The organism is Microbispora sp. NPDC088329 (assembly GCF_040685655.1).
GTDB lineage: Bacteria > Actinomycetota > Actinomycetes > Streptosporangiales > Streptosporangiaceae > Microbispora.
In genome coordinates this window covers 135,015-156,030 of record NZ_JBFBIP010000002.1, presented here as the reverse complement: position 1 = coordinate 156,030, position 21,016 = coordinate 135,015, and the positions used below count along the sequence as shown (strand labels likewise).

Annotated in this window: 25 protein-coding genes; 14 read left to right on the top strand and 11 right to left on the bottom strand. The window is 71.4% G+C overall.

The genetic code is table 11. The features are described from left to right. Positions 1-79: 79 nt before the first annotated feature. Entirely contained in the window at positions 80-547 is a 468-nt protein-coding gene (locus AB0O28_RS05200) for a MarR family transcriptional regulator (RefSeq protein ID WP_363636480.1), read from the bottom strand. A 38-nt stretch (positions 548-585) separates the two neighbouring features. Between AB0O28_RS05200 and AB0O28_RS05195 the strand changes: the two genes are divergently transcribed. Next, positions 586-1,527, top strand: a complete 942-nt coding sequence (locus tag AB0O28_RS05195; protein WP_363636478.1) for a cation diffusion facilitator family transporter — start codon at positions 586-588, stop codon at positions 1,525-1,527. Between the two features lie 18 nt (positions 1,528-1,545). Here the strand turns inward: AB0O28_RS05195 and AB0O28_RS05190 are convergent, their stop codons facing one another. Continuing rightward, positions 1,546-2,940: an aminopeptidase P family protein gene (locus AB0O28_RS05190; RefSeq protein ID WP_363636476.1), complete on the bottom strand. Its 1,395-nt coding sequence runs from the start codon at positions 2,938-2,940 to the stop codon at positions 1,546-1,548. A 196-nt stretch (positions 2,941-3,136) separates the two neighbouring features. Between AB0O28_RS05190 and AB0O28_RS05185 the strand changes: the two genes are divergently transcribed. From AB0O28_RS05185 to AB0O28_RS05170, 4 genes are all read left to right on the top strand, one after another. Next, on the top strand, positions 3,137-3,565 hold the full coding sequence (locus AB0O28_RS05185; protein ID WP_363636474.1) for a CBS domain-containing protein: 429 nt from the start codon (positions 3,137-3,139) through the stop codon (positions 3,563-3,565). A 183-nt stretch (positions 3,566-3,748) separates the two neighbouring features. Then, on the top strand, positions 3,749-4,192 hold the full coding sequence (locus AB0O28_RS05180) for a type II toxin-antitoxin system CcdA family antitoxin (protein ID WP_363637240.1): 444 nt from the start codon (positions 3,749-3,751) through the stop codon (positions 4,190-4,192). Positions 4,193-4,258: 66 nt separating this feature from the next. After that, positions 4,259-4,678: an SsgA family sporulation/cell division regulator gene (locus AB0O28_RS05175; protein WP_363636472.1), complete on the top strand. Its 420-nt coding sequence runs from the start codon at positions 4,259-4,261 to the stop codon at positions 4,676-4,678. Between the two features lie 84 nt (positions 4,679-4,762). Continuing rightward, complete coding sequence (locus AB0O28_RS05170; RefSeq protein ID WP_346227803.1) at positions 4,763-5,017, top strand: Smr/MutS family protein; 255 nt, start codon at positions 4,763-4,765, stop codon at positions 5,015-5,017. Between the two features lie 120 nt (positions 5,018-5,137). On the opposite strand, the gene AB0O28_RS05165 is transcribed toward AB0O28_RS05170, so the two are convergent. Then, positions 5,138-5,548 (bottom strand): hypothetical protein, encoded by a 411-nt coding sequence (locus AB0O28_RS05165; protein WP_363636470.1) that lies wholly within the window; start codon positions 5,546-5,548, stop codon positions 5,138-5,140. On the opposite strand from AB0O28_RS05165, the gene AB0O28_RS05160 reads away from it, so the two are divergent. After that, positions 5,547-6,005 (top strand): hypothetical protein, encoded by a 459-nt coding sequence (locus tag AB0O28_RS05160; protein WP_363636468.1) that lies wholly within the window; start codon positions 5,547-5,549, stop codon positions 6,003-6,005. The two genes, AB0O28_RS05165 and AB0O28_RS05160, sit on opposite strands and share 2 nt — an antisense overlap. 376 nt (positions 6,006-6,381) lie before the next feature. Here the strand turns inward: AB0O28_RS05160 and AB0O28_RS05155 are convergent, their stop codons facing one another. Then, the gene (locus AB0O28_RS05155) at positions 6,382-6,756 is read right to left on the bottom strand and encodes a PH domain-containing protein (protein ID WP_363636466.1); all 375 of its coding nucleotides are present in this window, start codon (positions 6,754-6,756) and stop codon (positions 6,382-6,384) included. Between the two features lie 99 nt (positions 6,757-6,855). On the opposite strand from AB0O28_RS05155, the gene AB0O28_RS05150 reads away from it, so the two are divergent. Together AB0O28_RS05150 and AB0O28_RS05145 are read left to right on the top strand one after the other, a co-directional pair. Then, positions 6,856-7,218 carry a DUF5984 family protein gene (locus AB0O28_RS05150; protein WP_363636464.1) on the top strand — a complete coding sequence of 121 codons (363 nt, stop codon included), beginning with the start codon at positions 6,856-6,858 and terminating at the stop codon, positions 7,216-7,218. Then, positions 7,218-7,427 (top strand): hypothetical protein, encoded by a 210-nt coding sequence (locus AB0O28_RS05145; RefSeq protein WP_363636462.1) that lies wholly within the window; start codon positions 7,218-7,220, stop codon positions 7,425-7,427. The genes AB0O28_RS05150 and AB0O28_RS05145 overlap by 1 nt, the downstream gene beginning before the upstream one ends. A 316-nt stretch (positions 7,428-7,743) precedes the next feature. Here AB0O28_RS05145 and AB0O28_RS05140 read toward each other — a convergent pair whose 3' ends face one another. Together AB0O28_RS05140 and AB0O28_RS05135 are read right to left on the bottom strand one after the other, a co-directional pair. Next, entirely contained in the window at positions 7,744-8,814 is a 1,071-nt protein-coding gene (locus AB0O28_RS05140; protein ID WP_363636460.1) for a hypothetical protein, read from the bottom strand. 26 nt (positions 8,815-8,840) lie between these two features. Continuing rightward, positions 8,841-9,215: an HGxxPAAW family protein gene (locus tag AB0O28_RS05135; RefSeq protein WP_363636458.1), complete on the bottom strand. Its 375-nt coding sequence runs from the start codon at positions 9,213-9,215 to the stop codon at positions 8,841-8,843. 66 nt (positions 9,216-9,281) lie between these two features. Here AB0O28_RS05135 and AB0O28_RS05130 point away from each other — a divergent pair, with 66 nt between their 5' ends. The 3 genes from AB0O28_RS05130 to AB0O28_RS05120 all read left to right on the top strand — a co-directional run bounded on the left by AB0O28_RS05130 (position 9,282) and on the right by AB0O28_RS05120 (position 12,648). After that, positions 9,282-9,797 (top strand): MarR family transcriptional regulator, encoded by a 516-nt coding sequence (locus tag AB0O28_RS05130; protein ID WP_363636456.1) that lies wholly within the window; start codon positions 9,282-9,284, stop codon positions 9,795-9,797. Between the two features lie 468 nt (positions 9,798-10,265). Next, positions 10,266-11,978, top strand: coding sequence for a winged helix-turn-helix domain-containing protein (locus AB0O28_RS05125; protein WP_363636454.1), 1,713 nt, complete (start codon positions 10,266-10,268; stop codon positions 11,976-11,978). Then, positions 11,860-12,648, top strand: a complete 789-nt coding sequence (locus AB0O28_RS05120; protein ID WP_363636452.1) for a tetratricopeptide repeat protein — start codon at positions 11,860-11,862, stop codon at positions 12,646-12,648. The genes AB0O28_RS05125 and AB0O28_RS05120 overlap by 119 nt, the downstream gene beginning before the upstream one ends. A 33-nt stretch (positions 12,649-12,681) precedes the next feature. On the opposite strand, the gene dhaM is transcribed toward AB0O28_RS05120, so the two are convergent. From dhaM to AB0O28_RS05100, 4 genes are all read right to left on the bottom strand, one after another. After that, positions 12,682-13,056 (bottom strand): dihydroxyacetone kinase phosphoryl donor subunit DhaM, encoded by a 375-nt coding sequence (gene dhaM / locus AB0O28_RS05115; RefSeq protein WP_363636450.1) that lies wholly within the window; start codon positions 13,054-13,056, stop codon positions 12,682-12,684. An 82-nt stretch (positions 13,057-13,138) separates the two neighbouring features. Then, positions 13,139-13,765: a dihydroxyacetone kinase subunit DhaL gene (dhaL, locus tag AB0O28_RS05110; RefSeq protein WP_363636448.1), complete on the bottom strand. Its 627-nt coding sequence runs from the start codon at positions 13,763-13,765 to the stop codon at positions 13,139-13,141. 29 nt (positions 13,766-13,794) lie between these two features. Beyond that, positions 13,795-14,787, bottom strand: a complete 993-nt coding sequence (dhaK, locus tag AB0O28_RS05105) for a dihydroxyacetone kinase subunit DhaK (protein ID WP_363636446.1) — start codon at positions 14,785-14,787, stop codon at positions 13,795-13,797. Positions 14,788-14,893: 106 nt separating this feature from the next. Continuing rightward, a complete protein-coding gene (locus AB0O28_RS05100) occupies positions 14,894-16,450 on the bottom strand; it encodes a hypothetical protein (protein WP_363636444.1) in 1,557 nt (518 codons plus the stop codon). Between the two features lie 143 nt (positions 16,451-16,593). Between AB0O28_RS05100 and AB0O28_RS05095 the strand changes: the two genes are divergently transcribed. After that, positions 16,594-17,367 carry a cyclase family protein gene (locus AB0O28_RS05095; RefSeq protein ID WP_363636442.1) on the top strand — a complete coding sequence of 258 codons (774 nt, stop codon included), beginning with the start codon at positions 16,594-16,596 and terminating at the stop codon, positions 17,365-17,367. After that, positions 17,364-19,106 (top strand): thiamine pyrophosphate-binding protein, encoded by a 1,743-nt coding sequence (locus tag AB0O28_RS05090; protein ID WP_363636440.1) that lies wholly within the window; start codon positions 17,364-17,366, stop codon positions 19,104-19,106. Before AB0O28_RS05095 ends, AB0O28_RS05090 begins: the two co-directional genes overlap by 4 nt. Before the next feature lie 128 nt (positions 19,107-19,234). Here the strand turns inward: AB0O28_RS05090 and AB0O28_RS05085 are convergent, their stop codons facing one another. Continuing rightward, positions 19,235-19,825: a TetR/AcrR family transcriptional regulator gene (locus AB0O28_RS05085; RefSeq protein ID WP_363636438.1), complete on the bottom strand. Its 591-nt coding sequence runs from the start codon at positions 19,823-19,825 to the stop codon at positions 19,235-19,237. Between the two features lie 221 nt (positions 19,826-20,046). Between AB0O28_RS05085 and AB0O28_RS05080 the strand changes: the two genes are divergently transcribed. Beyond that, the gene (locus tag AB0O28_RS05080; protein WP_363636436.1) at positions 20,047-20,985 is read left to right on the top strand and encodes an alpha/beta hydrolase; all 939 of its coding nucleotides are present in this window, start codon (positions 20,047-20,049) and stop codon (positions 20,983-20,985) included. Positions 20,986-21,016: the final 31 nt, after the last annotated feature.

Genomic DNA, 21,016 nt, shown 5'->3' with positions numbered 1-21,016 from the left:
GAATCGGTTTGGCGTGATCTGTCAGGGGCAGTCGGGACCGGTGCTCATCCCGCGCCGTCCGCCGCCGTGCGGCGCCCTTTCACCGGGCGCCGCGCACCGCCTGGAGGTGGTCCACGATCGGCGCGTAGATCTGCTCCAGGGCGGACAACTGCTCGGAGGTCATCAGATCGATGAAGTGCCGGCGGACGCTCGCCACGTGGTCCGGCGCCACCCGCTGGATCTTCTCCCAGCCCTGGTCGGTCAGCACGGCGAACGTGCCGCGCCGGTCGTCCTCGCAGTCCTGCCGGATCACGAGGCCCGCGGCCTCCATCCGGGAGATCTGGTGAGACAGCCGGCTGCGCGACTGGATCGTGGCGTCGGCCAGCTCGCTCATGCGCATGCGGCGGCCGGGGCTCTCGGAGAGGTTGACGAGGATCTCGTAGTCGTTCAGCGACAGCCCGGTGCCCTGCAACTCCCGGTCGAGCTGAAGGAAGAGCAGGCGATGGGCGGCCAGATGTGCCCGCCAGGCGCGTTGCTCCTGCGGGGTGAGCCAAAGGGGGGCGTCCATGACGACCAGCATAAGATCAGTTCAACGGACGGAGCGGAATGCCTGACAGCGAGAACGGTGAGAGCCTCGGCACCGTCGTGATCGCGGGCGCGGCCAACCTCGCGATCGCGCTGGCCAAGCTCGTGGCCGGCCTGATGAGCTCCTCCTCGGCGATGCTGTCGGAGGCCGCCCACTCGGCGGCCGACACGGCCACCGAGGTCGTGCTGTTCGCCGCGATCCGGCACGGCGAACGCCCCGCGGACTCCCGTCATCCACTCGGTCACGGGCGGGCCGCCTACCTGTGGGCGATCGTGGCGGCCTGCTTCACGCTCGTCGTGGGAGCGGGGTTCTCTCTCACGCACGGATGGCACACGATCACCGCGGGGGAGAACCTGGGCGACATCGGTGTGTCGTACCTCGTGCTCGCGGTCTCCTTCGGGATCGAGTCGATCTCCCTGTGGCGGGCTGTGCGTCAGCTTCGCGGCGAGGCCCGGCGCTGGCGGGTGAGCCCCGGGCGGCTGCTCCAGCGCACCTCCGACACCGTGCTCAAGGCCGTCGTGCTGGAGGACTCCGCCGCGCTGATCGGCATCGCGACGGCCGGCGTCGGCCTGCTGCTGTCGCAGCTCACCGGCTCGGCCGTGTGGGACGGTGTCGCGTCGATCGTCATCGGGCTGCTGCTGCTCGGCGTGGCGCTGACCCTGATCAGGAACAACGCCTCGCTGCTCATCGGCCAGGCGGCGCCGCGCGGACTGCAGGAGAAGATCCACGGCGAGCTCGCCGCCCAGCCGGAGGTCGAGGCCGTCGTCGAGCTGGTCACCGTCATGCTGGGCCCCGGCCAGGTCATGGTCGCGGCGAAGATCGACTTCCGCGACGAGACGTCGGGGCAGCGGCTGGAACTCGCCTCCGACCAGGTGGAGCGCCGGCTCACCGAGCGGTTCCCGGAGATCCGGCAGGTCTTCCTCGACCCCACCCCGGGCCGGTCGGCCGTCAGGGAGGGGTGACCCGGCGAGCCCGCTCGCTCACCCCGACAGGGCGGCCATCCACGACTCGACCTCGTCGGGCCGGCGGGGCAGCGCGGCCGACATCAGCCGCGCGCCGTCGGCCGTGATCACGAGGTCGTCCTCGATGCGGACGCCGATTCCGCGCAGCTCCGGCGGCAGCGTCAGGTCGTCGGGCTGAAGGTAGAGCCCCGGCTCCACGGTCAGCACCTGGCCCTCCTCGAGCACGCCGTCGAGGTAGGTCTCCGCCCGCGCCCTGGCGCAGTCGTGCACGTCCAGGCCCAGCATGTGGCCGCTGCTGCACAGGGTGTAGCGCCGATGCAGGCCCGCGTCCGCCTGCGCCCGCGTCAGCACGCCCCACTCGCGCAGCCCGTCGGAGATGACGCGCATCGCGGTCTCGTGGAACTCGCGGAAGCGCGCCCCCGGCCGCAGCACGGCGATGGCGGCCGTCTGCGCCTCGTAGACCAGCTCGTACACCTGCCGCTGGACCGGGCTGAACCGTCCCGACAGCGGCAGCGTCCGGGTGACGTCGGCGGTGTACAGGTTGTCGCCCTCGACCCCGGCGTCCAGCAGGAGCAACTCGGCGGGGTCGAGCCGCCCGTCGTTGCGGATCCAGTGCAGCACGCAGGCATGCGCCCCGGAGGCCACGATGGACTGGTAGCCCACCGCGTTGCCCTCCAGCCGGGAGCGCAGACCGAAGACGCCCTCGACGTACCGCTCGCCGCGCGGATGCGAGAGGGCCGCCGGCAGCGCGCGTACGACGTCCTCGAATCCGCGCGCGGTCGCGTCCACCGCCTGCTGCAGCTCGGCGATCTCCCACTCGTCCTTGACCAGCCGCAGCTCCGACAGGACCGCGGCCAGCTCGGCGTCGCGATCGTCCCCGGCGGGGGAGACGAGCGCGTCGACCGCGGCGTCCACCCCGCGCAGCACGCGCGCCGGTCCGCTCAGCGCGGCCGGCAGCGTGTCGATGTGCGCGCACTCGATCTGGTACGCCGCCTCTGCCTCGGCGAGGTCGAACCGGCGGCCCACCCAGAACTCGCCGTACCGCCGGTCGCGGTAGAACTCCTGCGACTCGGCGCGGGACGGGCGGGGGCGCAGGAACAGCCGCGCCTCGCCCGACGGCTCGATGACCAGGACGTCGTCGGGCTGCTGGCCGCCGGTCAGGTACGCGAACGCGCTGTGCGTACGGAACCGGTGATCGTCGTCGTTGCTACGGGCCCGCAGCGTGCCCGAGGGGATGACGAGCCGCTCACCGGGGAGGCGTTCGGCGAGTCGCGCGCGCCGCTTGGCCGCGTACGCGGCGACCGGCAGGGGCGCCACGTCCGCGCGCGTGCCGGCCCACCCGTCGCGCATGAATTCCGCGAGCGCGTCGGAGATCGGGAGGTCGTGGCTCCCGGTGTTGAGCTTCTCGGCCATCGGCGTGCCCCCAGGGTGAGGTGATATCAGGGTGCGGTGAATCAGGGTGCGGTGATATTTCGCCATCGTAGGGGTGGGAACCCTTGACGAGGTAAGAGGACCGCTGTTGCCTGGGGAAACAGGATTCGCCGCTCCGGCCGGCCGGCGGGAGCGGAAGCGGGGACATCCCCCCGGGTGCCCCTGAGAGGCGGTGTCGATGCTCATCGGGACGATCTTGCAGAGTAAGGGAACAGGTGTGGCGACCGTTCCTCCGCACGCCACGGTGTCCGAGCTTCTCGCCCGGCTGGCGGAGCTCAACATCGGCGCGGTCGTGGTCTCGGTGGACGGCCTGTCCATCGACGGCATCGTGTCGGAGCGTGACGTCGTGCGGCGGCTGCACGAGCACGGCGCCGCGCTGCTCGCCATGCCCGTCTCGTCGATCATGACCGCGGAGGTGCGCACCTGCGGTCCGGACGCCAACGTCGACGACCTGCGCCGCACCATGACCAACCACAGGATCAGGCACGTGCCCGTGGTCCGCGACGGCCGCCTGGCCGGCATCGTCAGCATCGGCGACGTCGTCAAGACCTCCATCCAGGAGCTGGAGAGCGAGAAAGAGGCTCTGGTCGGCTACATCAACGGCTGACAGGAGCCCTGGCCGGACCGGACGTACGCCCTGGCACTCCGGCAGGACGTCAATGGCGCGCTTGCGGCGCGACCGGGTGACTCGCAGGCCGGAGTCCGTCCCTCCATACGCGTTGTGCGATACACACTCGTTGTGTAATGATGTTGTGTAAGCGGTGTGTATCGGAGGTTGGCATTCGTGCGTATGAACATCTCGGTTCCCGAAGAGCTGGCCGAGCAGGTCAGGGCATACGACCTGCCCATTTCGGGCATCTGTCAGGACGCTCTCGGGGAGGCCGTCCGGCGCGCGCGGCTCGAGGAGAAGGTCATGGACGGCATCGAGGCGGTCGCCGAACGCCTCCAGGCCACCCTGCCGGAGATCGTGCGCAAGAAGTACGAACAGGGCTATGACGTGGGCGTCCGGTGGGCCAAGAAGGAGGCGTCGGTCTACCAGCTGAAACTGGCGGCGGGAGAGGTCCCGAACGCGCACTGGCAGAGCGACGAGACGATCGTGGAGCTCACGTGTGACCCCTACATAGGGGAGGACCCGGACGGTTACGAGCTGGAGAGGGCGTACGAGCGCGGTGTCCTCGAAGGTGCGAGCGAGGTCTGGTCCGCCGCGCGCCCTCTGCTGAAGTGGAACGTTTAGCGGCGCCGGCGCGGTACTCCGCAGTCCATAATTCCCCCGCCAAGTCTTCTCTGGAGTGTTGTGGTCGTGAATGCGAGCACGAGTCTTGTCCTGCACCACGTCGACCGGCCTGACACCGCGCTGACCGCGTTTCTGGTGTACCGGACGGGAGACCCGTACTTCGTACGGCTTCTTGTTCCGGGGATCCCCTCCGTCGACGTCGCCAGGACGGTCCTGGTGGAGGGCGCCAATCTGCCGGTGGAGTCCGCCTCGTTCCATCTCCTTCCGTCCGACGACCCGGACTGGCTCCTCGCCACCGTCCATCCGAGCTCCCCGGACGCGCTGTGCCTGTGGCTTCCGCGTCATCCACTCGGGGCGTTCCTCGCGGAGACGATCGCCCTGGTGCCTCCGGGCCGTGAGGGCGAGCACATCGATTGGGACCGTGAGTTCGCTTCTTTCGTCTCCGGCTTCCCGGGCGACGACGGAGGAGACGAACGCGGGTATTAGGGGCTCGGCCCGTTCGCCGCGAAGGGGGAGTTCGGCGGTTCTCCTTCTGTCCCGCACGGATCGGGGCGACCTAGACTCGGTCGCGTGAAGCTGAAGCTGGATCTCCACGACATCTACAACAAGGGCAGCGAGATCGACAAGGCGCTGCACGGCATCATCCAGGAGGCCGTACGCAAGAAGGCGACCCAGGTGGAGATCATCCCCGGCAAGGGGTCCGGCCAGCTCAAGAAAAAGGTGCTGCGCTTCCTGGAGCAGAAGGAGATCAAGGCCCTCTACCACCGGATCGACAAGGACGCCAAGAACCACGGCCGTCTGTTCGTCTACTTTCAGTGGAAGTGAAGGCGCCTCGCCTCTACCAGGGGTGGACGCGCAACTCGAGCACTGGCGGAAGGTGCCGGTAGTGGCTGAGTTACGCCAGGCCTGACTGTCAGGGGTCCGAGTCGGGCGTCCGGCCGGCGCTCAGTCGCTCAGTAGTGAAAGGCCCTGCCACCAGGCGTACAGCGGCTGCGGGGCCGGAGCCTCGGCTGTGACGGCCACGGACCGGCCTTTGTACGTCCAGGACATGGCGTAGTACGGCCCGTTGATGGTGCAGAGCAGCTTGCCCCTGACCCATGTGCCCTTGTACTCGGCCCCGGTCGCGCAGTTGCCTCCCCGGCCATCGTGCAGAGCCCACCAATACGACTCCACCCACGTCTCGGCGTCGGTGTCGCTGCGGAACAGCACGATCATCGGGTCGTGAACCGGACCCGGCCGGACGGCCGTGCAGTCGAGAGCGGCCACCGCGTCGGCCGGAGGACGAGCGGCAGGCCGGCAGTTCCTCACGTCCGCCGAGCCGAGCATCGCCTCCAGGCGGCACTCGCCCGGCGTCATGACGCACGCCGACCCCGTCGGCTCGGTCGGCGGGTCCTCCTCGGCCGTCGGCTCGGTCGGCCGGTCCTCTTCGGCCGTCGGCTTCGTGTGTGTGCTGGAACGAGAGCGGGACGACGGGGCCGCCGATCCGGTGACCGGAATCGAGGAGGTCACCGTCACTGTCACCGTCGGTGTCGGTGTCGGTGACGCCGACGTCATCCCTGATCCAGGTTCCCCATCCGGCCGAAGTGCGACAAGAGCGACGATCAACCCGGCAATGCCCGCCAGGGCGCTCACCATCTCCCAGTGGATGCGATTGAGCCAGGAGGTCCGGGCGCGCTGGGGCGGTCGTGAAGGGCCCTTCGATCCGGGGGCCGAGGAGCCGATCGAAGTCACGTCCGACCTCCTGCTCATGAGAGACCCCGACGTGAACAGGAGGACCAGTCCCTGGTTGCCGACTTCTCCACATCGCGATTGAGAGCCGTAGGTGGCCTTGTCGACCGCGACATCGGCCACCCTCGCCGGCAGGTCGAGGCTCCTTCGTCGGGTGGCGGGGGTTCCGAGTATTCGTCAATGTTCTCCCGGACGCGAGCGCGTCGCCTGGGAAACGTGGAGAAGCCGTCACCGCAGGATCCGTCGCATGGCAAGAACGACCATCACCGCAGCCGGGAAGACATGGAGAGCTCGGACGAGCGGAGCGAGGCGATCGAGCGGGGGTGCCGCAGACGACCGCCCCGTTGGTTTCCCTGAGCGCCCCGCGCAGCGACGCGCGCGAGAAGGGAGGCCTCACAGGTGCCGCGTCGACGCGAGGCACGGCCGCAATCCCGGCCTTCGGCTTCAGGTCGGGAAGCGCGTCAAAGCACGTAGCCGGCGATCATGTGGCTGAGGCGGATGACGTCGGAGTTGCCCTTGAACTCGAAACGGACCTTGCCCAGGCCGCTGAACCAGAGCTCCAGTTCGGAGTCGAGGTCGAAGTTTCCGGCGGTCTCGACCGACCATGCCTGGACCTTGCTGTAGGGCAGGGAGGAGAAGTCGCGTTTCTTGCCGGTCAATCCCTGGACGTTGACCGCGATGATGCGCTTGTCGGTGAAGACGACGAAGTCCCGGACCGTTTTGTAGGAGGAGACGATCTGTTCGCCGTGGAGCAGGAGAGGGGCCACGGCCGGGCCGACCTCTTGTGGGTGGCACGGATTCAGCTTGAAGAGGGAGCCGTTGTTGAAGTCGATCATTTGACGAGCTTAGCTGCGCAAAGGACAGGTATGCCGGTTATGGTTCCGACGGGACGAATCAGCCGATGAGGAGCACACTGATCAGGTTCCCGCAGGGCATTGGAGAGGACCGGGGCGCCGGACGGCATTCACCTTGGTTTGGAGCAATTGCGCGCCGAGCACGCCGATCGAACGACATGGTTGGCGCGAGCCCTGCGAGATGCGCCGGAAACCGACTGGACAGCCGTCCGTGCCGGAGTGACAGAGCTTCACCAGGGCGTGACGGTGCAGGAGCGACCGGGGGGCGACGCGCTGTTCGATGGTGGCCACGTCGCCGACGCGGCCGCCGCTGATCGTCGTCGCTCGACGTCTGAAGCTCTTCGTACGTCTTTCCGCATCGCTCGACGGGGTCGTCGGGCGCGCACAGCAGCACCCGGAGATGGAAGTCGACCGTGTGCCGACGGCCGGCGGAGGTGTAGGTGATGCGGACGCCCTCGGCCCCCGCGCTGTCGTCGCGGGTCTTCCCGTACTGCAGGGCGAGCTCGGTGTGGAGGTCGTTCTCGTCGCAGACCGTGGTGACGGCGGGGCTGCGGGCGGGGAAGCCCAGCTCGGTCAGCGGCTTTTCGGCGTTGCCGAGCCCCGGGCCGGCATGCGGACGGGACGAGAACGCCTGGATCACGATGTCGTTGTAGGGCTCGATCGGCTCGACCTTGGTGATGGTGGCGGAACCGGGCCGGTCCAGGCACATGTTCCAGCCGCCCAGAGAGTACGGCCGGTGGGCGAGCGTGTCCGGCAGCATGACGATCGCGGCGGGCCCGTCCGAGTAGGAGGTTCCGTTGACGATCAGATGGGGATCGTAAGTACCGCAGCCGGAGACCACGGCGGGGACCACTGCCATCGGCAGGATCACACGGGTCAGACGACGCATGACGAGAGCCGATACCCCCGAGTCTCGGCGGTATGCCCGCCCACCCCCGGCTGAGCCGTCGATGCCTGCGGGGGAGGGGGTCATGGACCGGGAGCCACCCGTGACGACCACATGCGCGCTTCCTCCTCCGGCAGCACCCGGTCGAGCGTGATCGACGGCCGCATCATCGGATAGGTACGGCCGATGTTCCACGTATGGCGGTGCGACGGCTCGTCCAGGACCAGCACGCGGTGCCCGTCGAGCAGTGGGATGGCGGCGGGGCGCCCGGCCGGCGGAAGTGACTCGCCCGTCGCGTCGCGCAGGTCGAACCGCGCCACGATCGGTCCGGTCTCGGGCTCGACAGGCCCGTCCGTGGCCGCCGCGACCCAGGACGGGTGGGGGACGGTCAGCGGCACGTGCCCGTTCAGGACGTGCGCCAGCAGCGTGGCAAGCTGAAAGTTGTCCCCGATTCCGCCGATCGTCATCGCGTACGCTCGCCCGGTCGGCCGATGGAGGACGATCAGCGGCTCGTCGTCGAGTACGGCCAGGAGCCTCGGCAGGCACCACAGGTCAGGGCGGTCCTCCTCCGTGGCGGCGACCGCCGCGGCGAGTCGCGGGCGCCGGGAGAGGTCCGTGCGGATGGCCGCCGACCTCTGGAGCACGGTGGTCGCGGCCGCGCTCCAGTCCTCGGCGATCGCCCAGCCGGCGGCCAGGTCGAGGGCGCGGGCGAAGGGCAGCCGGCGGCCGAGTCCGAACCGTCCCGGCAGTCCGAAGGGGCCGGAGAGCACGCGCGCCGCGCCGAGGACCACCCGATCCTCCGGACCGGGTTCCGGGAGGCGCCGGTCGGTGACCGCGCGCCAGGCGCGGGCGAACTCGGCGGAGTGCTCCAGCGCGTCGCACAGTCCCGCGACCACGGGGTCGACCAGCGGGGCGGGATCGGCTCCGTTCTCGACCATCGCGCCGCTCATCACGGACAGCCGCGCGCCGAGTCCGGGAGGCAGCCGGTCGAACAGGCCGCACAGGCGGACGAGGAGGGCGTTCGCGATGGGCGCGTCCGATTCCTCTGTCCTCTCCCACAGGTCCTGTAGGGTCGCCAGGAAGCGGGGGGCGTCCTCCGCCTCCGCGGCACGGTAGAGGTCGTCGCACCGTTGATCGAGTACGTGATCGAGCACCGCACGATGCTAGGACAGGGCGAAACTCAGCGGTTCGCGATCACCGACATTTCGGAGAGGGCGGGTTCCTCGCGGACGGCATCGTCGGCGCCTCCAGTGCGGGGTGCCTGGCCCGTGAGACGGCAGGCGAGACAGTCGCCGTGGCCCGTCATCGGGTCCTTCACCCGCCAGTCCCACTGCTCCGGAGGCCGGGGGCCGCTGGGCTTGCCCCAGCCCGCGAGGTGGAGCGCCCAGGTGACCAGGCCGCCCAGCGCGATCACGCCGAGACCGAGCCAGATGCCGGGGAGCGAGGCGGCGCACATCGCCACCCCCACCGTCGCGCAGCCGCACAGCACGACGACGCAGCCGGTCCAGCCCGCGACCGTGTGCCCGAGATCGACGTCATCGTGCATGCCGCTCATGATTCTCCTTGACGGCGAGATACTTATCTCATGAACTAAACATCTTAGATACTAAGGAGATTGGGGATGGACGGCAAGCCGCGCCCGGAGGCGACACCCGAGCAGGCACTGGCCGGCATGGATCAGTTGATCGCGCTCAGCCTGGTCGGGCAGCACGACATCGCCCAGCGGCTCGGGCTGAACGTCACCGACGTCACCTGTCTGGGCTTCATCCTGGCGGCGGGAGACGATCCGATCAGCGCGGGCGCGCTCGCCGAGCAGGCCGGCCTGACCACGGGCGCGGTGACCGGCGTGCTGAACCGCCTGGAACGGGCCGGGTACGCGCACCGGCAACCGGACCCCGCCGACCGCCGCCGGGTGCGCGTCGTCGCCGACGAAGCGGCGTTCACCACCGCCGCGGCCGTCTACGAGCCCTTCTACCGGCGGTTGAACGACCTGTTCGCCGACTACACGCCCGCGGAGATCGCCGTGCTGTCCGACTGGTTCAGCCGCGCGGGCGATCTCATGCGGACCTATCTGGAGGAGATCCGGCGCGACCAGCTCGCCGGCACGCCCCGCGCCCGGCGTACGCGGAGCCGTTGACGCGGCCGGCCGGCCCCTCCGCGGGCTCCGGCCCCCACGGGCTTCGGCCTCCCCGGGCTTCGGCGGGCGACGGTCGCGGGGGCTCAGCGCTCGTCGACGACCAGGCCGTCCAGGGCGGTGGCGTCCTTGGCCAGGGCCATGGTCAGCGGCGCCTCCGGGAAGGTGGGCAGGGCGGCGAGCGCCGCGCCCATCTGCTCGCCGCTCTCCCAGTGCCAGGTGTCGGGACCCGCAGGTGGATCATCTCCATGAGCTCCTGGGGGAGGCCCTGCGACTGGGCGGCCTTCATCAGCTCCATGATGGGCTGCATCGCGGCGGGAATGATCGTGGCGGGGTTCTTCATCCGGGCTTCCATCGTGTTTCCTCCGTCTCGGCTCCCGAGAGAGCCGTCTCTGTTCGGGTGAGATCAGACTGGCGGCCCGGATTGATACATTCGCTATGCGCGCACGATGCACGGGTTATGGGGGGACGATGCTGGGCTTCACCCTTCTCGGCCCCGTCCAGGTGACGGTCGACGGCGCGCCTCTGACGGGTATCGCCCCACGTCATCGGGCTGTCCTGGCCTACCTTCTGCTGAACGCCGGCCGGGTGATCGGGATCGAGCGGCTGATCGAGGCGATGTGGGGCTACGAGCGGCCCGACACCGCCCGATCGCAGATCCATGCCTCGATCACCGCGATCCGCAAGGTGCTGCGCGCCGCGGGAGCCGTACGGCTCCTCGAGACGCGCGCCGGCGGCTACCTCGTGCAGCCGGAGCCCGGACAGGTCGACGCGCAGGAGTTCGTCGAGCTGGTGGCCGCCGGTGAGCTGCGCAGGGCCCTGGACCTGTGGAGCGGCGAGGCGCTGGAGGACGTGCACGCGCATTACGTCACCGGCGTCCGCGAGCTCTGGAACGACCGGCGTCTGTCGGCGTACGAGCGCCTGGTGGAGGGCGAGCTCGCCGTCCACGTGGCCCACCGGCTGGCCGCCCGCTATCCGGACGGCCGGCTCTTCATCGACCTGCGGGCCCACACCGCGGGCCGGGAGCCGCTCGACGCCGCCGCCGCGCTGGAGGCGCTCCTCCGCCAGCTCGGGGTGCCCGCCGGCCGTATCCCGGTCACCCTGGCCGAGCGGAGCGCCCTGTGGCGCGCCGAACTGGCCGATCGGCGCGTGCTCGCCATGCTGGACAACGCTCTCGACGCGGAGCACGTGCGCCCCCTGCTGCCGGGGCACTCCGACACCCTCGCTCTGATCACCAGCAGACGGCGGCTCGTCGACCTGGACGGCGCCCAGGCGCTGTCGGTCGACGTGCTGGACGAGGCGGACGCCGCCGAGCTGTTCCAGCGGATCGTGGGCGAACGCGCCCGCGACGAGCCGGAGGCCGTGCACGAGGTGCTGCGCCTGTGCGGGCGTCTCCCGCTCGCCCTCAGGATCTGCACCGCCCGCCTCCAGCACCGCCCGCGCTGGACCGTGTCCTACCTGGCCGGCCGCCTGCGGGACCATCGCCGGCTCCTGGACGGGGTGTCGGCGGCCTTCGCCCTCTCCTACGCGCAACTCCACGAGGCGGAGCAGCGCACGTTCCGCCTGCTCGGGCTGGTGCCCGGCCGCGACATCGACGCCTGCGGCGCGGCCGCGCTGGCGGGGATCTCGGAGGACGAGGCGGAGGAGCTCCTCGAAGGTCTCCTCGACGCCCACATGCTCCTGCAGCTAGAACCGGGCCGATACACCTTCCACGACCTGCTCCGCGAGCACGCCCGCTCGCTCGCCGAGGACGACGGCGCCCTCATGCGGCTGCTCGGCTACTACCTGCACCGCTCCCGTGCGGCGATGGACCGGCTCTTCCCCCACACGGTGAGCCAGCGGGAGGGCATCCCCCAGCCGGCCGCCCCGATCGCGCCCGTCCGCGGGCGCCGCCGAGGCGATCGCCTGGCTCGACGCCGAGCGCTCCAACATCATCGCGACGGCCGTCCACGGGCCCGAGATCTGTCTCGGCATGCGGGCCCTGGCGATGCGCCCCTACCTCGACCTGCAGGCGCACCACGACGACGCGCTCACACTGCACAGCCTGGCGCTCCGGCGCAGCCGGATGCTCGGCGACCGCGAGGTCGAGGCGCGGGCGCTCACCGACCTGGCGTGGACCTACTGGCGGCTCGGCGAGTACGAGCGGGCGCAGGAGCATGCCCACCAGGCCCTCGACATGTGTGAGGACGCCGGCGAACGGGCACGGGCGCTGCTCACCCTGGGGAACGTCGCGTTGCGCCTCGGCCGGGACACGCAGGCGGAGCGCCATCTCAAGCAGGCACTCGACCTCACCCGCATCGGCGCCGACGCCTGGGGCGAGGCCGACGTGCTCGCCATCCTCGCCCTCGTCCTCGACCGGGACGGCCGTACGGAGGAGGCCCGGCGCGATCTCGACCTGGCGCTGGCGCTCCACCGCGAACTGGGCAACCCGGCCGGAGAGGCGGTGGTCCTCGACCACCTCGGCGTCGTCCTGCGGCACCAGGGCGAGCTCGCGCGGGCACGCACCCGCCACGAGCAGGCCGCGGCCGTCCACCGCACGCTCGGCAACACCGCCGACGAGGCGGCCGCGCTCAACGGGCTGGCCGAGGCGGCGGGCGATCCGTCCCGCGCGGCCGAGGAGCACACGGCCGCGCTCGCGCTCGCCGACCTGGCGCGCAGCCGGCCGGAGCAGGCGCGTGCGCACTACGGGCTGGCACGCGCCCACCTCGCGCTCGGGCGGGCGGAGCGGGCCCGCGAGCACGGGTGGCTGGCTCTCGGCCTCTACGAGGAGCTCGGTGTTCCGGAGGCCGAGGAGGTCCGCGACTTCCTGAAGCGCGCCGTCGGGCCGGAAGGCGGGCCCGGATTCACCTCGTGAGGTCGTGACCGGTGCTGCCGCAGGACGGCTCCCTCAGAGCTTGCGTACGTGCCACGCCTCCTCGGCCGCCGCCAGCACACCGTCCAAGGAAGCCCCGCCGCCCGCCGCGACGACCGCGGAGACGGCCCCCTCCACGAACGGCACGTCGGCGATCACGATCTCGCCGGGGGACTCCAGCAGCCGGGCGGTGAGCACGGAGCTGCCGAGGTCGGGGATCAGTACGACGCCGTCCCCTCGGTCCACCTCCTCGATGGCGGCGGTCACCCGGTCGGGGCTCGTGCCGAGGCCGCCGTCCTCGGTGCCTCCCGCCGCCGACAGCGGCACCTGCGCGCCGCCGATCTGCCTGGCCAGCGCGGCCACCTCGGCGGCCAGGCCGCTGCTGTGCGAAATGAGTACGATGCCAACCATTCGCCATCCCTGAAGTCGTTCGGCAGCGGACATGCCGGCGTGCGCCGGGCCCCGTTCCTCACGGCCCGGCCCCGGCTCGGGGTCATACGGAGGCGGCGGCTCTCAGCGCGCCGAGGATGAGCGCCGTCGAGGCGGCTCCGGGGTCTTCGTGGCCGACGCTGCGCGGCCCCAGGTAGCTGGCCCGCCCCTTGCGCGCCTGCAGCGGGATCGTCGCTTCGGCCCCCTGCCCGGCCGCGGCGGCCGCCGCCTCCAGCGCCTCCTCCTGCTTCAGCCCGTCCCGTACGGCCTGCGCCAGCGCCTTCGCGGCCGGGGCGAGGGCGTCGACCATGGTCTTGTCGCCTTCGGCGGCGGCGCCGAGACGCCGGACCCCGGCCAGGGCCGCGTCCAGGCCCGCGCTCAGCTCGGCCGGCGAGATCTCGGCGGCCTCGCCGAACGCCTTGCCCATCTCGCGGAAGGCGGTGCCGTACAGGGGGCCGGAGGCGCCGCCGACCTTGCGGATCAGCGTGGAGCCGACGAGGACGAGGAGCGCGCCGGGGGTCTGCGGGGAGGCGCCGGCCAGCGCCTCCCGCGCCGCGGTGAACCCGCGGTCGAGGTTGGCGCCGTGGTCGGCGTCGCCGATCGCGGCGTCGAGTTGGGTGAGGTGGTCGCGTCGCGCCCGCACGGCGGCGGCGATCTCGTCGATCCAGGAGGCGAAGAACCGGGTGTTCACCAGGGGACTCCAGAGTTTCCGATGTGCGGTCAGCGGCCCCAGCGCAGTGCGGGTGTCTCCACCGGCGCGTCCCAGAGCCGGGTGAGCTCGCCGGTCAGCGAGCACGTCGTCACCGAGAAGCCTTGCATGTCGAGGCTGGTCACGTAGTTGCCGACGAGGCTGCGTACGGCCGTCGCGCCCTTCTCCCGCAGATACGCCTCCACTTCGGCGAAGACGACGTACAGCTCGATGAGCGGCGTGCCGCCCATGCCGTTGACCATGACGAGCGTCTCGCCGGACAGCGGCAGGTCGGCGTCGATCGCGTCCATCGCGGTGCGCACGATCTCGCGGGCCTCGCGCAGCGGGGCCCGGGTGCGGCCGGGCTCCCCGTGGATGCCGACGCCGAGCTCGATCTCCGTGTCGCCCAGCTCGAAGGTGGGCTTGCCCGCGGCCGGGACCGTGCAGGGCGTCAGCGCCACCCCGAACGAGCGGCTGCGCTCGTTGACCTCCCGGGCGACCCGCGCCACCTCGGCCAGGGGCGCGCCGGTCTCGGCCAGCGCGCCGGCGATCTTCTCGACGAACACCGTGGCCCCCGTGCCCCGGCGGCCCGCCGTGAACAGGGAGTCCCGCACCGCCACGTCGTCGTTGACGAGCACGGTCGCCACCTCGACGCCCTCGTCGCCGCCGAGCTCGGCGGCCATCTCGAAGTTCAGCACGTCGCCGGTGTAGTTCTTCACGACGTGCAGCACGCCCGCGCCGCCGTCCACTCCCTTGGTGGCCTCGATGAGCTGGTCGGGGACGGGGGAGGTGAAGACCTCGCCGGGGCAGGCCGCGTCGAGCATGCCGTAGCCGACGAACCCGCCGTGGAGCGGTTCGTGCCCCGAACCGCCGCCGGAGACCAGGCCGACCTTGCCCGGTCTGGGAGCGTCCGCGCGGAAGACGACCCTGTTGTCGATGTCCACGCGGAGCGAGGGATGCGCCGCGGCGATGCCGCGCAGCGCGTCGGTGACGAGGCTGTCGGCACTGTTGATGAGCTTCTTCACGATGCGCTCCCTACTGCCGTGGTGGTCGTGCTCTCAAGCTTCGCCGTTCCTCGCCGAGTCGCAAGCGCCGTGCGGGCCCCGCCGGGGGGTCGCCCGCCGCGAGGGGTCAGCGCATGCGGGAACTCAGGGCCCGCGCGACCCTGCGGTAGCCGCCCCTGGCCCGGATCGCGGGATACGCGCCGAGGGTGACGGCCGCGCCGCACAGCACGATCGCCAGCAGCGTGGCGGTGCCGTAGTCGCCGGGCCAGCCGGCGCTCCAGCCCCGATAGGGCAGATAGATCGCGGCGAAGGTCAGCGGCGCCGCGACGATCGACGCCAGTCCCCGGGTGCGGGTGTACGCGGCGATGCAGGCCAGCACGGTGCCCCCGATCGCCACGAGCGGCACGCCGATGAGCGTGAAGGGCAAGCCGTAGAGGCCCGGTGGGCCCTTCACCGTCATGTACAGGCCCACCCAGGAGAGGAACCCGGCGGCCGTGAACCCGAACGGCGACCGGCGGAGGCACCCGGCGAACCCCAGAGCGGCCAGCAGCACGGTGAGCGCGACGAGGTAGGCCGTCCCCGTCTCCGCATCGATGTGTTCTCCCGGGGCGGAGAGGGGGATGGCCGCCTGCTCGGACAGGTCCTCGTACCCGAGGAGACCGAGCCGGTGCCATCGTCCGGCGACGTCGCGCAACGCCACGCCGTCGCGGCCGTTGGCCACGGCGACGAGGTGCCCCCCGGGCACCGGCAGGACCGCCACGGCCATGGACTCCGCCCTGTCGGTACGTTCGCCCTCGTTCGTGTCGAGATTCCGGTACATGTAGTGCTGCCGGGCGGCGGGGACCTCCCAGGCCGTCGTCCAGGTGGCTCCCCCGTCGTCGGACTGCTCGACCAGGAGCAGAGGCGGGACCACCCGGTAGCAGCGCCCCGGCTCGCCGGGGACGCAGGCGGTGGTCCGCGACGACTTCTCCGCCGGTGGGCTGGTCCAGCGATGCCAGGTCCGGCCCTGATCGCTCGTCGCGACCCCCGACCGTGGGTAGCCGTTGGTGTACACGACGATCACGGCGTCGTGCGCCTCCACGTGCACGGCGGACGGCGGGACGTAGGGCGCCGCCGTGGCGGTGACCGCGAGGACGGCGGCGGGCAGGGCGACCAGCAGCCGGGCCCGCCGTACGGCACGCCGGACCCGCGCGGCGGTCCCCACGGCGCGCAGCCGGACCAGCCAGGCGAGCCCGAGGGCGGGCAGGGCGACCAGGTCGGCCGGGTCCATGACGACGCCGGCGGAGGGGGTGAACAGCGACCAGGCCTCGGCTGCCGCCCGCGCTCCGAACGGCGTGGTCTTCACGAGGGCGAAGACCGCGCCGGTCAGCGCGATCGCCGCCAGGGCGGTCCGCCTGCCCGCCTCGCCGGGCGCGACGGCGGCGCCCCGCGAGGCGCTCCCGGGAGCCGGGGCGGCGGGGCGCCGGACGGCCAGGGTCGCGGCCAGGGCCGAGGGGAGGGCCGCGGCGAGCGCCACCAGCGGCGGGGCGACCAGCATGCCCGCGACGTCGCTCAGCTTGCCGGTGACCACGCCAGGCCACAGGCGTTTGAGCAGGTGGTCGTTGACGAGGAGCACGGCGATCGCGGCGAGGGTCGCGGGATGGCCGAGCCACGCCGCGGCCGTTCCCGGGCTTCGGAAGCTCACCGGTCACCTCGTCTCGTCCGTCCGGCACGGCCCGCGTGAGGTTGGACGATCAAGGGCGTCGTACGGTTCACCCGCGTCCGATGTGGCGTTCGGAGGTGGCGTGTAGGAGGATCACAGGGGTGTCCTGACCGTTGGGAGGCGCGATGTCGGTGTTGCGGGATCTGGTGGACGGCATCCGGAGCGGGGGGATCGAGGTGCTCGACCTCACCGCGCCGCTGAGTGACACGACGCCGATCCTGCTGCTGCCCGAGCCGTTCGGCCAGACGGTGCCGTTCACGTTGCAGGAGATCAGCCGGTACGACGACCGCGGGCCGGCCTGGTACTGGAACAACTTCACCACCGGCGAGCACACCGGCACGCACTTCGACGCCCCCAACCACTGGGTGACCGGGCGCGACGGCGAGGACGTGTCGCAGGTGGCCCCCGCCAAGCTGATCGCCCCCGCCGTGGTGCTCGACTTCAGCGCCGAGTCGGCCGCCGACCCCGACTTCCTGCTGGAGATCGACCACGTGAAGGCGTGGGAGGCCGAGCACGGGCCGCTGCCCGACGGAGGCTGGCTGCTGTACCGCACCGGCTGGGACGTGCGCGCCCACGACCAGGCGGAGTTCCTCAACGCCGACGAGACGGGCTCGCACACGCCCGGCATGTCGGCCGACTGCGCCCGTTACCTCGCCGAACAGACGCCCATCACGGGCATCGGCGTGGAGACCGTGGGCACCGACGCGGGCGGCGCCCCCTCGCTCGACCCTCCCTTCCCCTGCCACTCCTACCTGCTCGGTGCGGGGAAGTACGGCCTGACCCAGCTGCGCAACCTCGACCGGCTGCCGTCGACGGGCGCGGTGGTGGTCGCCGGTCCGCTGCCGATCGTCGGCGGCTCCGGCAGCCCGGTCCGCGTGCTCGCGCTGGTGGAGCGGTGAACGTCGCGGAGGCCGTCGGCGCGGCCCTCGCCGCCCTCGGCGTACGGGCGGCCTTCGGCGTCGTCGGCAGCGGGAACTTCCACCTCACCAACGCCCTGATCGAGCACGGCGTGCGGTATGTCCCCGCGCGGCACGAGGGCGGGGCCGCGACGATGGCGGACGCGTACGCCCGGATGAGCGGCACCGTGGCCGTGCTCACCGTCCACCAGGGGCCGGGCCTGACCAACGCGCTGACCGGCGTCACCGAGGCGGCCAAGAGCCGGACCCCGATGCTGGTGCTCGCTCCCGAGGTGACCTCGCCCACCTCGAACTTCCGGATCGATCAGACCGCGCTCGCCGAGGCCGTGGGCGCGCACTGCGCCAGGGTCGGGTCGGCCGCCACGGTCGTGGACGACACCGTGATGGCCTTCCTCGCCGCCCTGCTCGGGCGCCGGACGGTGGTGCTCAACCTGCCCCTCGACGTGCAGGCCGAGACGCTGCCCGAGGAGGCCGCCGAGGCCGTACGCGAGCTGCTGGCCGGCCGTGGCGGCGCGCACCGCGACGTGGCGAACCGCGTGCCGGCGGCCTGGGGCCTGACTTTCCCCATCGAGAACGAGGAGGAGCCGGAGGGGCTCCCGGCGGAGCCGTCCGACGAGCTGACCCGGTTCGCGCGGATGCTGGCGGAGGCGGAGCGGCCGGTCTTCGTGGCCGGTCGGGGAGCCCGGGGCGCACGGCGGGAGCTGGAGGCGCTCGGTGAGCGGGTGGGGGCGTTGTTCGCCACCTCGGCGGTCGCCAAGGGCAACTTCCACGGCAGCCCGTGGGACCTCGACGTGAGCGGCGGCTTCGCCACCCCGCTCGCGGCCGAGCTGATCCGCGGCGCCGACCTCGTCGTCGGCTGGGGCTGCTCGTTCACCATGTGGACCACCCGGCACGGCGCGCTGATCGGGCCGGGGGCCAGGGTCGTCCAGGTGGACCTCGACTCCGACGCGCTCGGCGTGCACCGCGAGATCGACCTCGGCGTGGTCGGCGACGTACGCGAGACCGCGCGGGCGGTCGCCGCCCTGCTCGGCGAACCCGCGGCCGGGGGAGAGGCGGAGGTGCGGGGCTACCGCGCCCCGGAGATCGCCGAGCGCATCGCCCGCGAGGGGCGCTGGCGCGACGTGCCGTACGAGGACCTGAGCGCCGCAGGGCGGATCGACCCCCGCACGCTGACGATCGGGCTCGACGACCTGCTTCCGCAGGAGCGGGTGGTGGCCGTCGACTCCGGAAACTTCATGGGATATCCGTCGATGTTCCTCACGGTCCCGGACGGCGGCGCGTTCTGCTTCACCCAGGCGTTCCAGGCGGTCGGGCTGGGCCTGGCCACCGCGATCGGCGCGGCCGTCGCGCGGCCCGACCGGCTGACGGTCGCCGCGCTCGGCGACGGCGGGGCCCTGATGGGCGTGGCCGAACTGGAGACGGTCGTACGGCTCGGCCTGCCCATGGTGGTCGTGGTCTACGACGACGACGGGTACGGCGCGGAGGTCCATCACTTCGGCCCGCACGGGTTCCCGCTCGGCACGGTCACCTTCCCGCCCGCCGACATCGCCCGGATCGCGGCGGGCTTCGGCTTCGACGCGGTGACCGTGCGGCGCGAGGAGGACCTGTCGGGGGTCGCCGAATGGCTGAAGGGCCCGCGCGACAGACCCCTGCTCGTCCACGCGAAGGTGACCGCCGACCGCCCGTCGTGGTGGCTGGAGGAGGCGTTCCGGGGCCACTGACCGCACCGAGTCCGGCGGCACGACGGCCGGGGGTATCACGCCCTCACACGGCCGAGACAGGGTTACATCGGCCGCGAGCCGTGCGGGGCATCGCCCCTGATCGGCGGCACAAGCCGTTGCCCTGGGGGCTAGGTGCGCGTGCGCAACGTCTGTGAGAGCGCGTCGACGGTTACGCCCACAATGGCCAGGAGCTGCGCCGGGCTCGCCCCAGCTCTGCTCATGACGGCGAGAGACTGGTTCACAGCCGCCACGTGTTCAGCGAAGGCCTCGGCGTCCTGGTCGGTCAATCGGCTGGCCTTCAGTGCGGCGCGCAGACGCAAGCGCTGGAAGCCCAGCGCCTCCTTCGCGTATGCCGCGACCTTCGGGCTCAGCACCGGGATCGCCATGGCCGATTGGGCAACCAGGCATCCATCCGGCAGTTCGGGATCGGCGATGCGTTCGAGGGTGACGTCGAAGAACGCACGAAGGGCTGCAAGGGGCTCCGAGGCTGCACACGACAGGGCGGCGTCGTACTTCGCGCCGTAGCGCGCGGCATAGCGATCCAGGCAGCGGAGGAAGAGCGTGTCCTTGTCACCGAGCGAGGAGTAGATGGAGCTGCGGTTCAGGCCGGTTGCCCGGGACAGATCGTCCACTGATGTGTCGGCGTAGCCGGCGCGCCAAAACTGGATCATCGCGGCGTCAAGTGCAGTGTCCATGTCGAATTGCTTCTTGCCTGCCACGTGGCACTTCCCTGCCGGTGTGTCGTTGTCTCGGGCTGCGCTGCCACCAGTCTATCCTGAACCGATCAGTTCAAGATGTGCTAGCGTCCAGGCATGGTCATGGCCGGGCGTCCCCCACACTTCGCGACAGCGCGACAAGCACACCAGGTAGTCCCAGCCGCCGCCGTCGTCCTCGGGCGAAGCACCGAACCCAGCACACCTGACACCGATGGAGGATCCCCGTGACTGACCCTGCGACCAGCGCTTGGCATGTCTCCGAAAGTAATCCTGTCCGCGACCTGCCCCTGCACGACCTGGCGGGATTCACTCACCGCTGGGTCGACGCCGACGGCGTCCGCCTTCATGCCGTCGAAGGCGGCCGGCCGACCGGCCCGGCCGTTGTCCTGCTCGCCGGATTCCCGCAGACCTGGTGGGCATGGCGGAAGGTCATGCCCAGCCTCGCCGACCGGTTCCGCGTCGTCGCGATCGACCTGCCGGGTCAGGGCCACTCCGAGCGTCCGGAGCGCAGCTACGACACGCACACGGTCGCAGCGCACGTCCACGCCGCGGTGAAAGCTCTCGGAGTGCCGACTTACTGGCTGGTCGCCCACGACATCGGCGCCTGGGTCGCTTTCTCCCTCGCACTCAAATTCGAGAGCCGGCTGCGCGGGGTCGCTCTGCTCGACGCCGGAATTCCCGGCATCACCCTCCCCGACGCGATTCCCACCGACCCGGATCGGGCGTGGAAGACCTGGCATTTCGCGTTCCACCTTGTGCCCGACCTGCCCGAGACGCTGCTTGCCGGCCGCGAACGGGACTACGTCGGCTGGTTCCTGAGAACGAAGGCCCTCTCTCCCAACACGTTCGACGACGCCGAGCTCGACCACTACGCAGCGGCCGTCGCCGTCGACGGTGGCCTCCGCGCTTCCCTTGCCTACTACCGAGACGCCGCCGAGTCGGCACGCAAGAACCACGAGGCGCTCAAGCGGCAGCACCTGACCGTGCCCGTCCTCGGAATCTCCAGCAGCCATGGCTCCATCCCGGACATGGCGGCCTCCATCAGCCCATGGGCCGACGACGCCACCGGAGTGGTCGTGCCCGACGCTGGACACTTCATCCCCGATGAGCAGCCCGAAGCCGTCGCTGCCGCCATAGCCGATTTCATCGTCGACGGCGACTGACACCGGTCAGGCCTGCCCGGCTGCGCACCGC

Excerpts from the sequence above, each read along its gene's own strand:
- AB0O28_RS05190 (WP_363636476.1), bottom strand. The coding sequence starts at position 2,940 with ATGGCCGAGAAGCTCAACACCGGGAGCCACGACCTCCCGATCTCCGAC.
- AB0O28_RS05130 (WP_363636456.1), top strand. The coding sequence starts at position 9,282 with ATGGACGGCAAGCCGCGCCCGGAGGCGACACCCGAGCAGGCACTGGCC.
- dhaM (WP_363636450.1), bottom strand. The coding sequence starts at position 13,056 with ATGGTTGGCATCGTACTCATTTCGCACAGCAGCGGCCTGGCCGCCGAG.
- AB0O28_RS05145 (WP_363636462.1), top strand. The coding sequence starts at position 7,218 with ATGCGGACGCCCTCGGCCCCCGCGCTGTCGTCGCGGGTCTTCCCGTAC.
- AB0O28_RS05160 (WP_363636468.1), top strand. The coding sequence starts at position 5,547 with ATGACGCACGCCGACCCCGTCGGCTCGGTCGGCGGGTCCTCCTCGGCC.
- AB0O28_RS05095 (WP_363636442.1), top strand. The coding sequence starts at position 16,594 with ATGTCGGTGTTGCGGGATCTGGTGGACGGCATCCGGAGCGGGGGGATC.
- AB0O28_RS05200 (WP_363636480.1), bottom strand. The coding sequence starts at position 547 with ATGGACGCCCCCCTTTGGCTCACCCCGCAGGAGCAACGCGCCTGGCGG.
- AB0O28_RS05135 (WP_363636458.1), bottom strand. The coding sequence starts at position 9,215 with ATGAGCGGCATGCACGATGACGTCGATCTCGGGCACACGGTCGCGGGC.
- AB0O28_RS05165 (WP_363636470.1), bottom strand. The coding sequence starts at position 5,548 with ATGACGCCGGGCGAGTGCCGCCTGGAGGCGATGCTCGGCTCGGCGGAC.
- AB0O28_RS05120 (WP_363636452.1), top strand. The coding sequence starts at position 11,860 with ATGCTCGGCGACCGCGAGGTCGAGGCGCGGGCGCTCACCGACCTGGCG.
- AB0O28_RS05180 (WP_363637240.1), top strand. The coding sequence starts at position 3,749 with ATGAACATCTCGGTTCCCGAAGAGCTGGCCGAGCAGGTCAGGGCATAC.
- AB0O28_RS05185 (WP_363636474.1), top strand. The coding sequence starts at position 3,137 with ATGCTCATCGGGACGATCTTGCAGAGTAAGGGAACAGGTGTGGCGACC.
- AB0O28_RS05195 (WP_363636478.1), top strand. The coding sequence starts at position 586 with ATGCCTGACAGCGAGAACGGTGAGAGCCTCGGCACCGTCGTGATCGCG.
- AB0O28_RS05125 (WP_363636454.1), top strand. The coding sequence starts at position 10,266 with ATGCTGGGCTTCACCCTTCTCGGCCCCGTCCAGGTGACGGTCGACGGC.
- AB0O28_RS05155 (WP_363636466.1), bottom strand. The coding sequence starts at position 6,756 with ATGATCGACTTCAACAACGGCTCCCTCTTCAAGCTGAATCCGTGCCAC.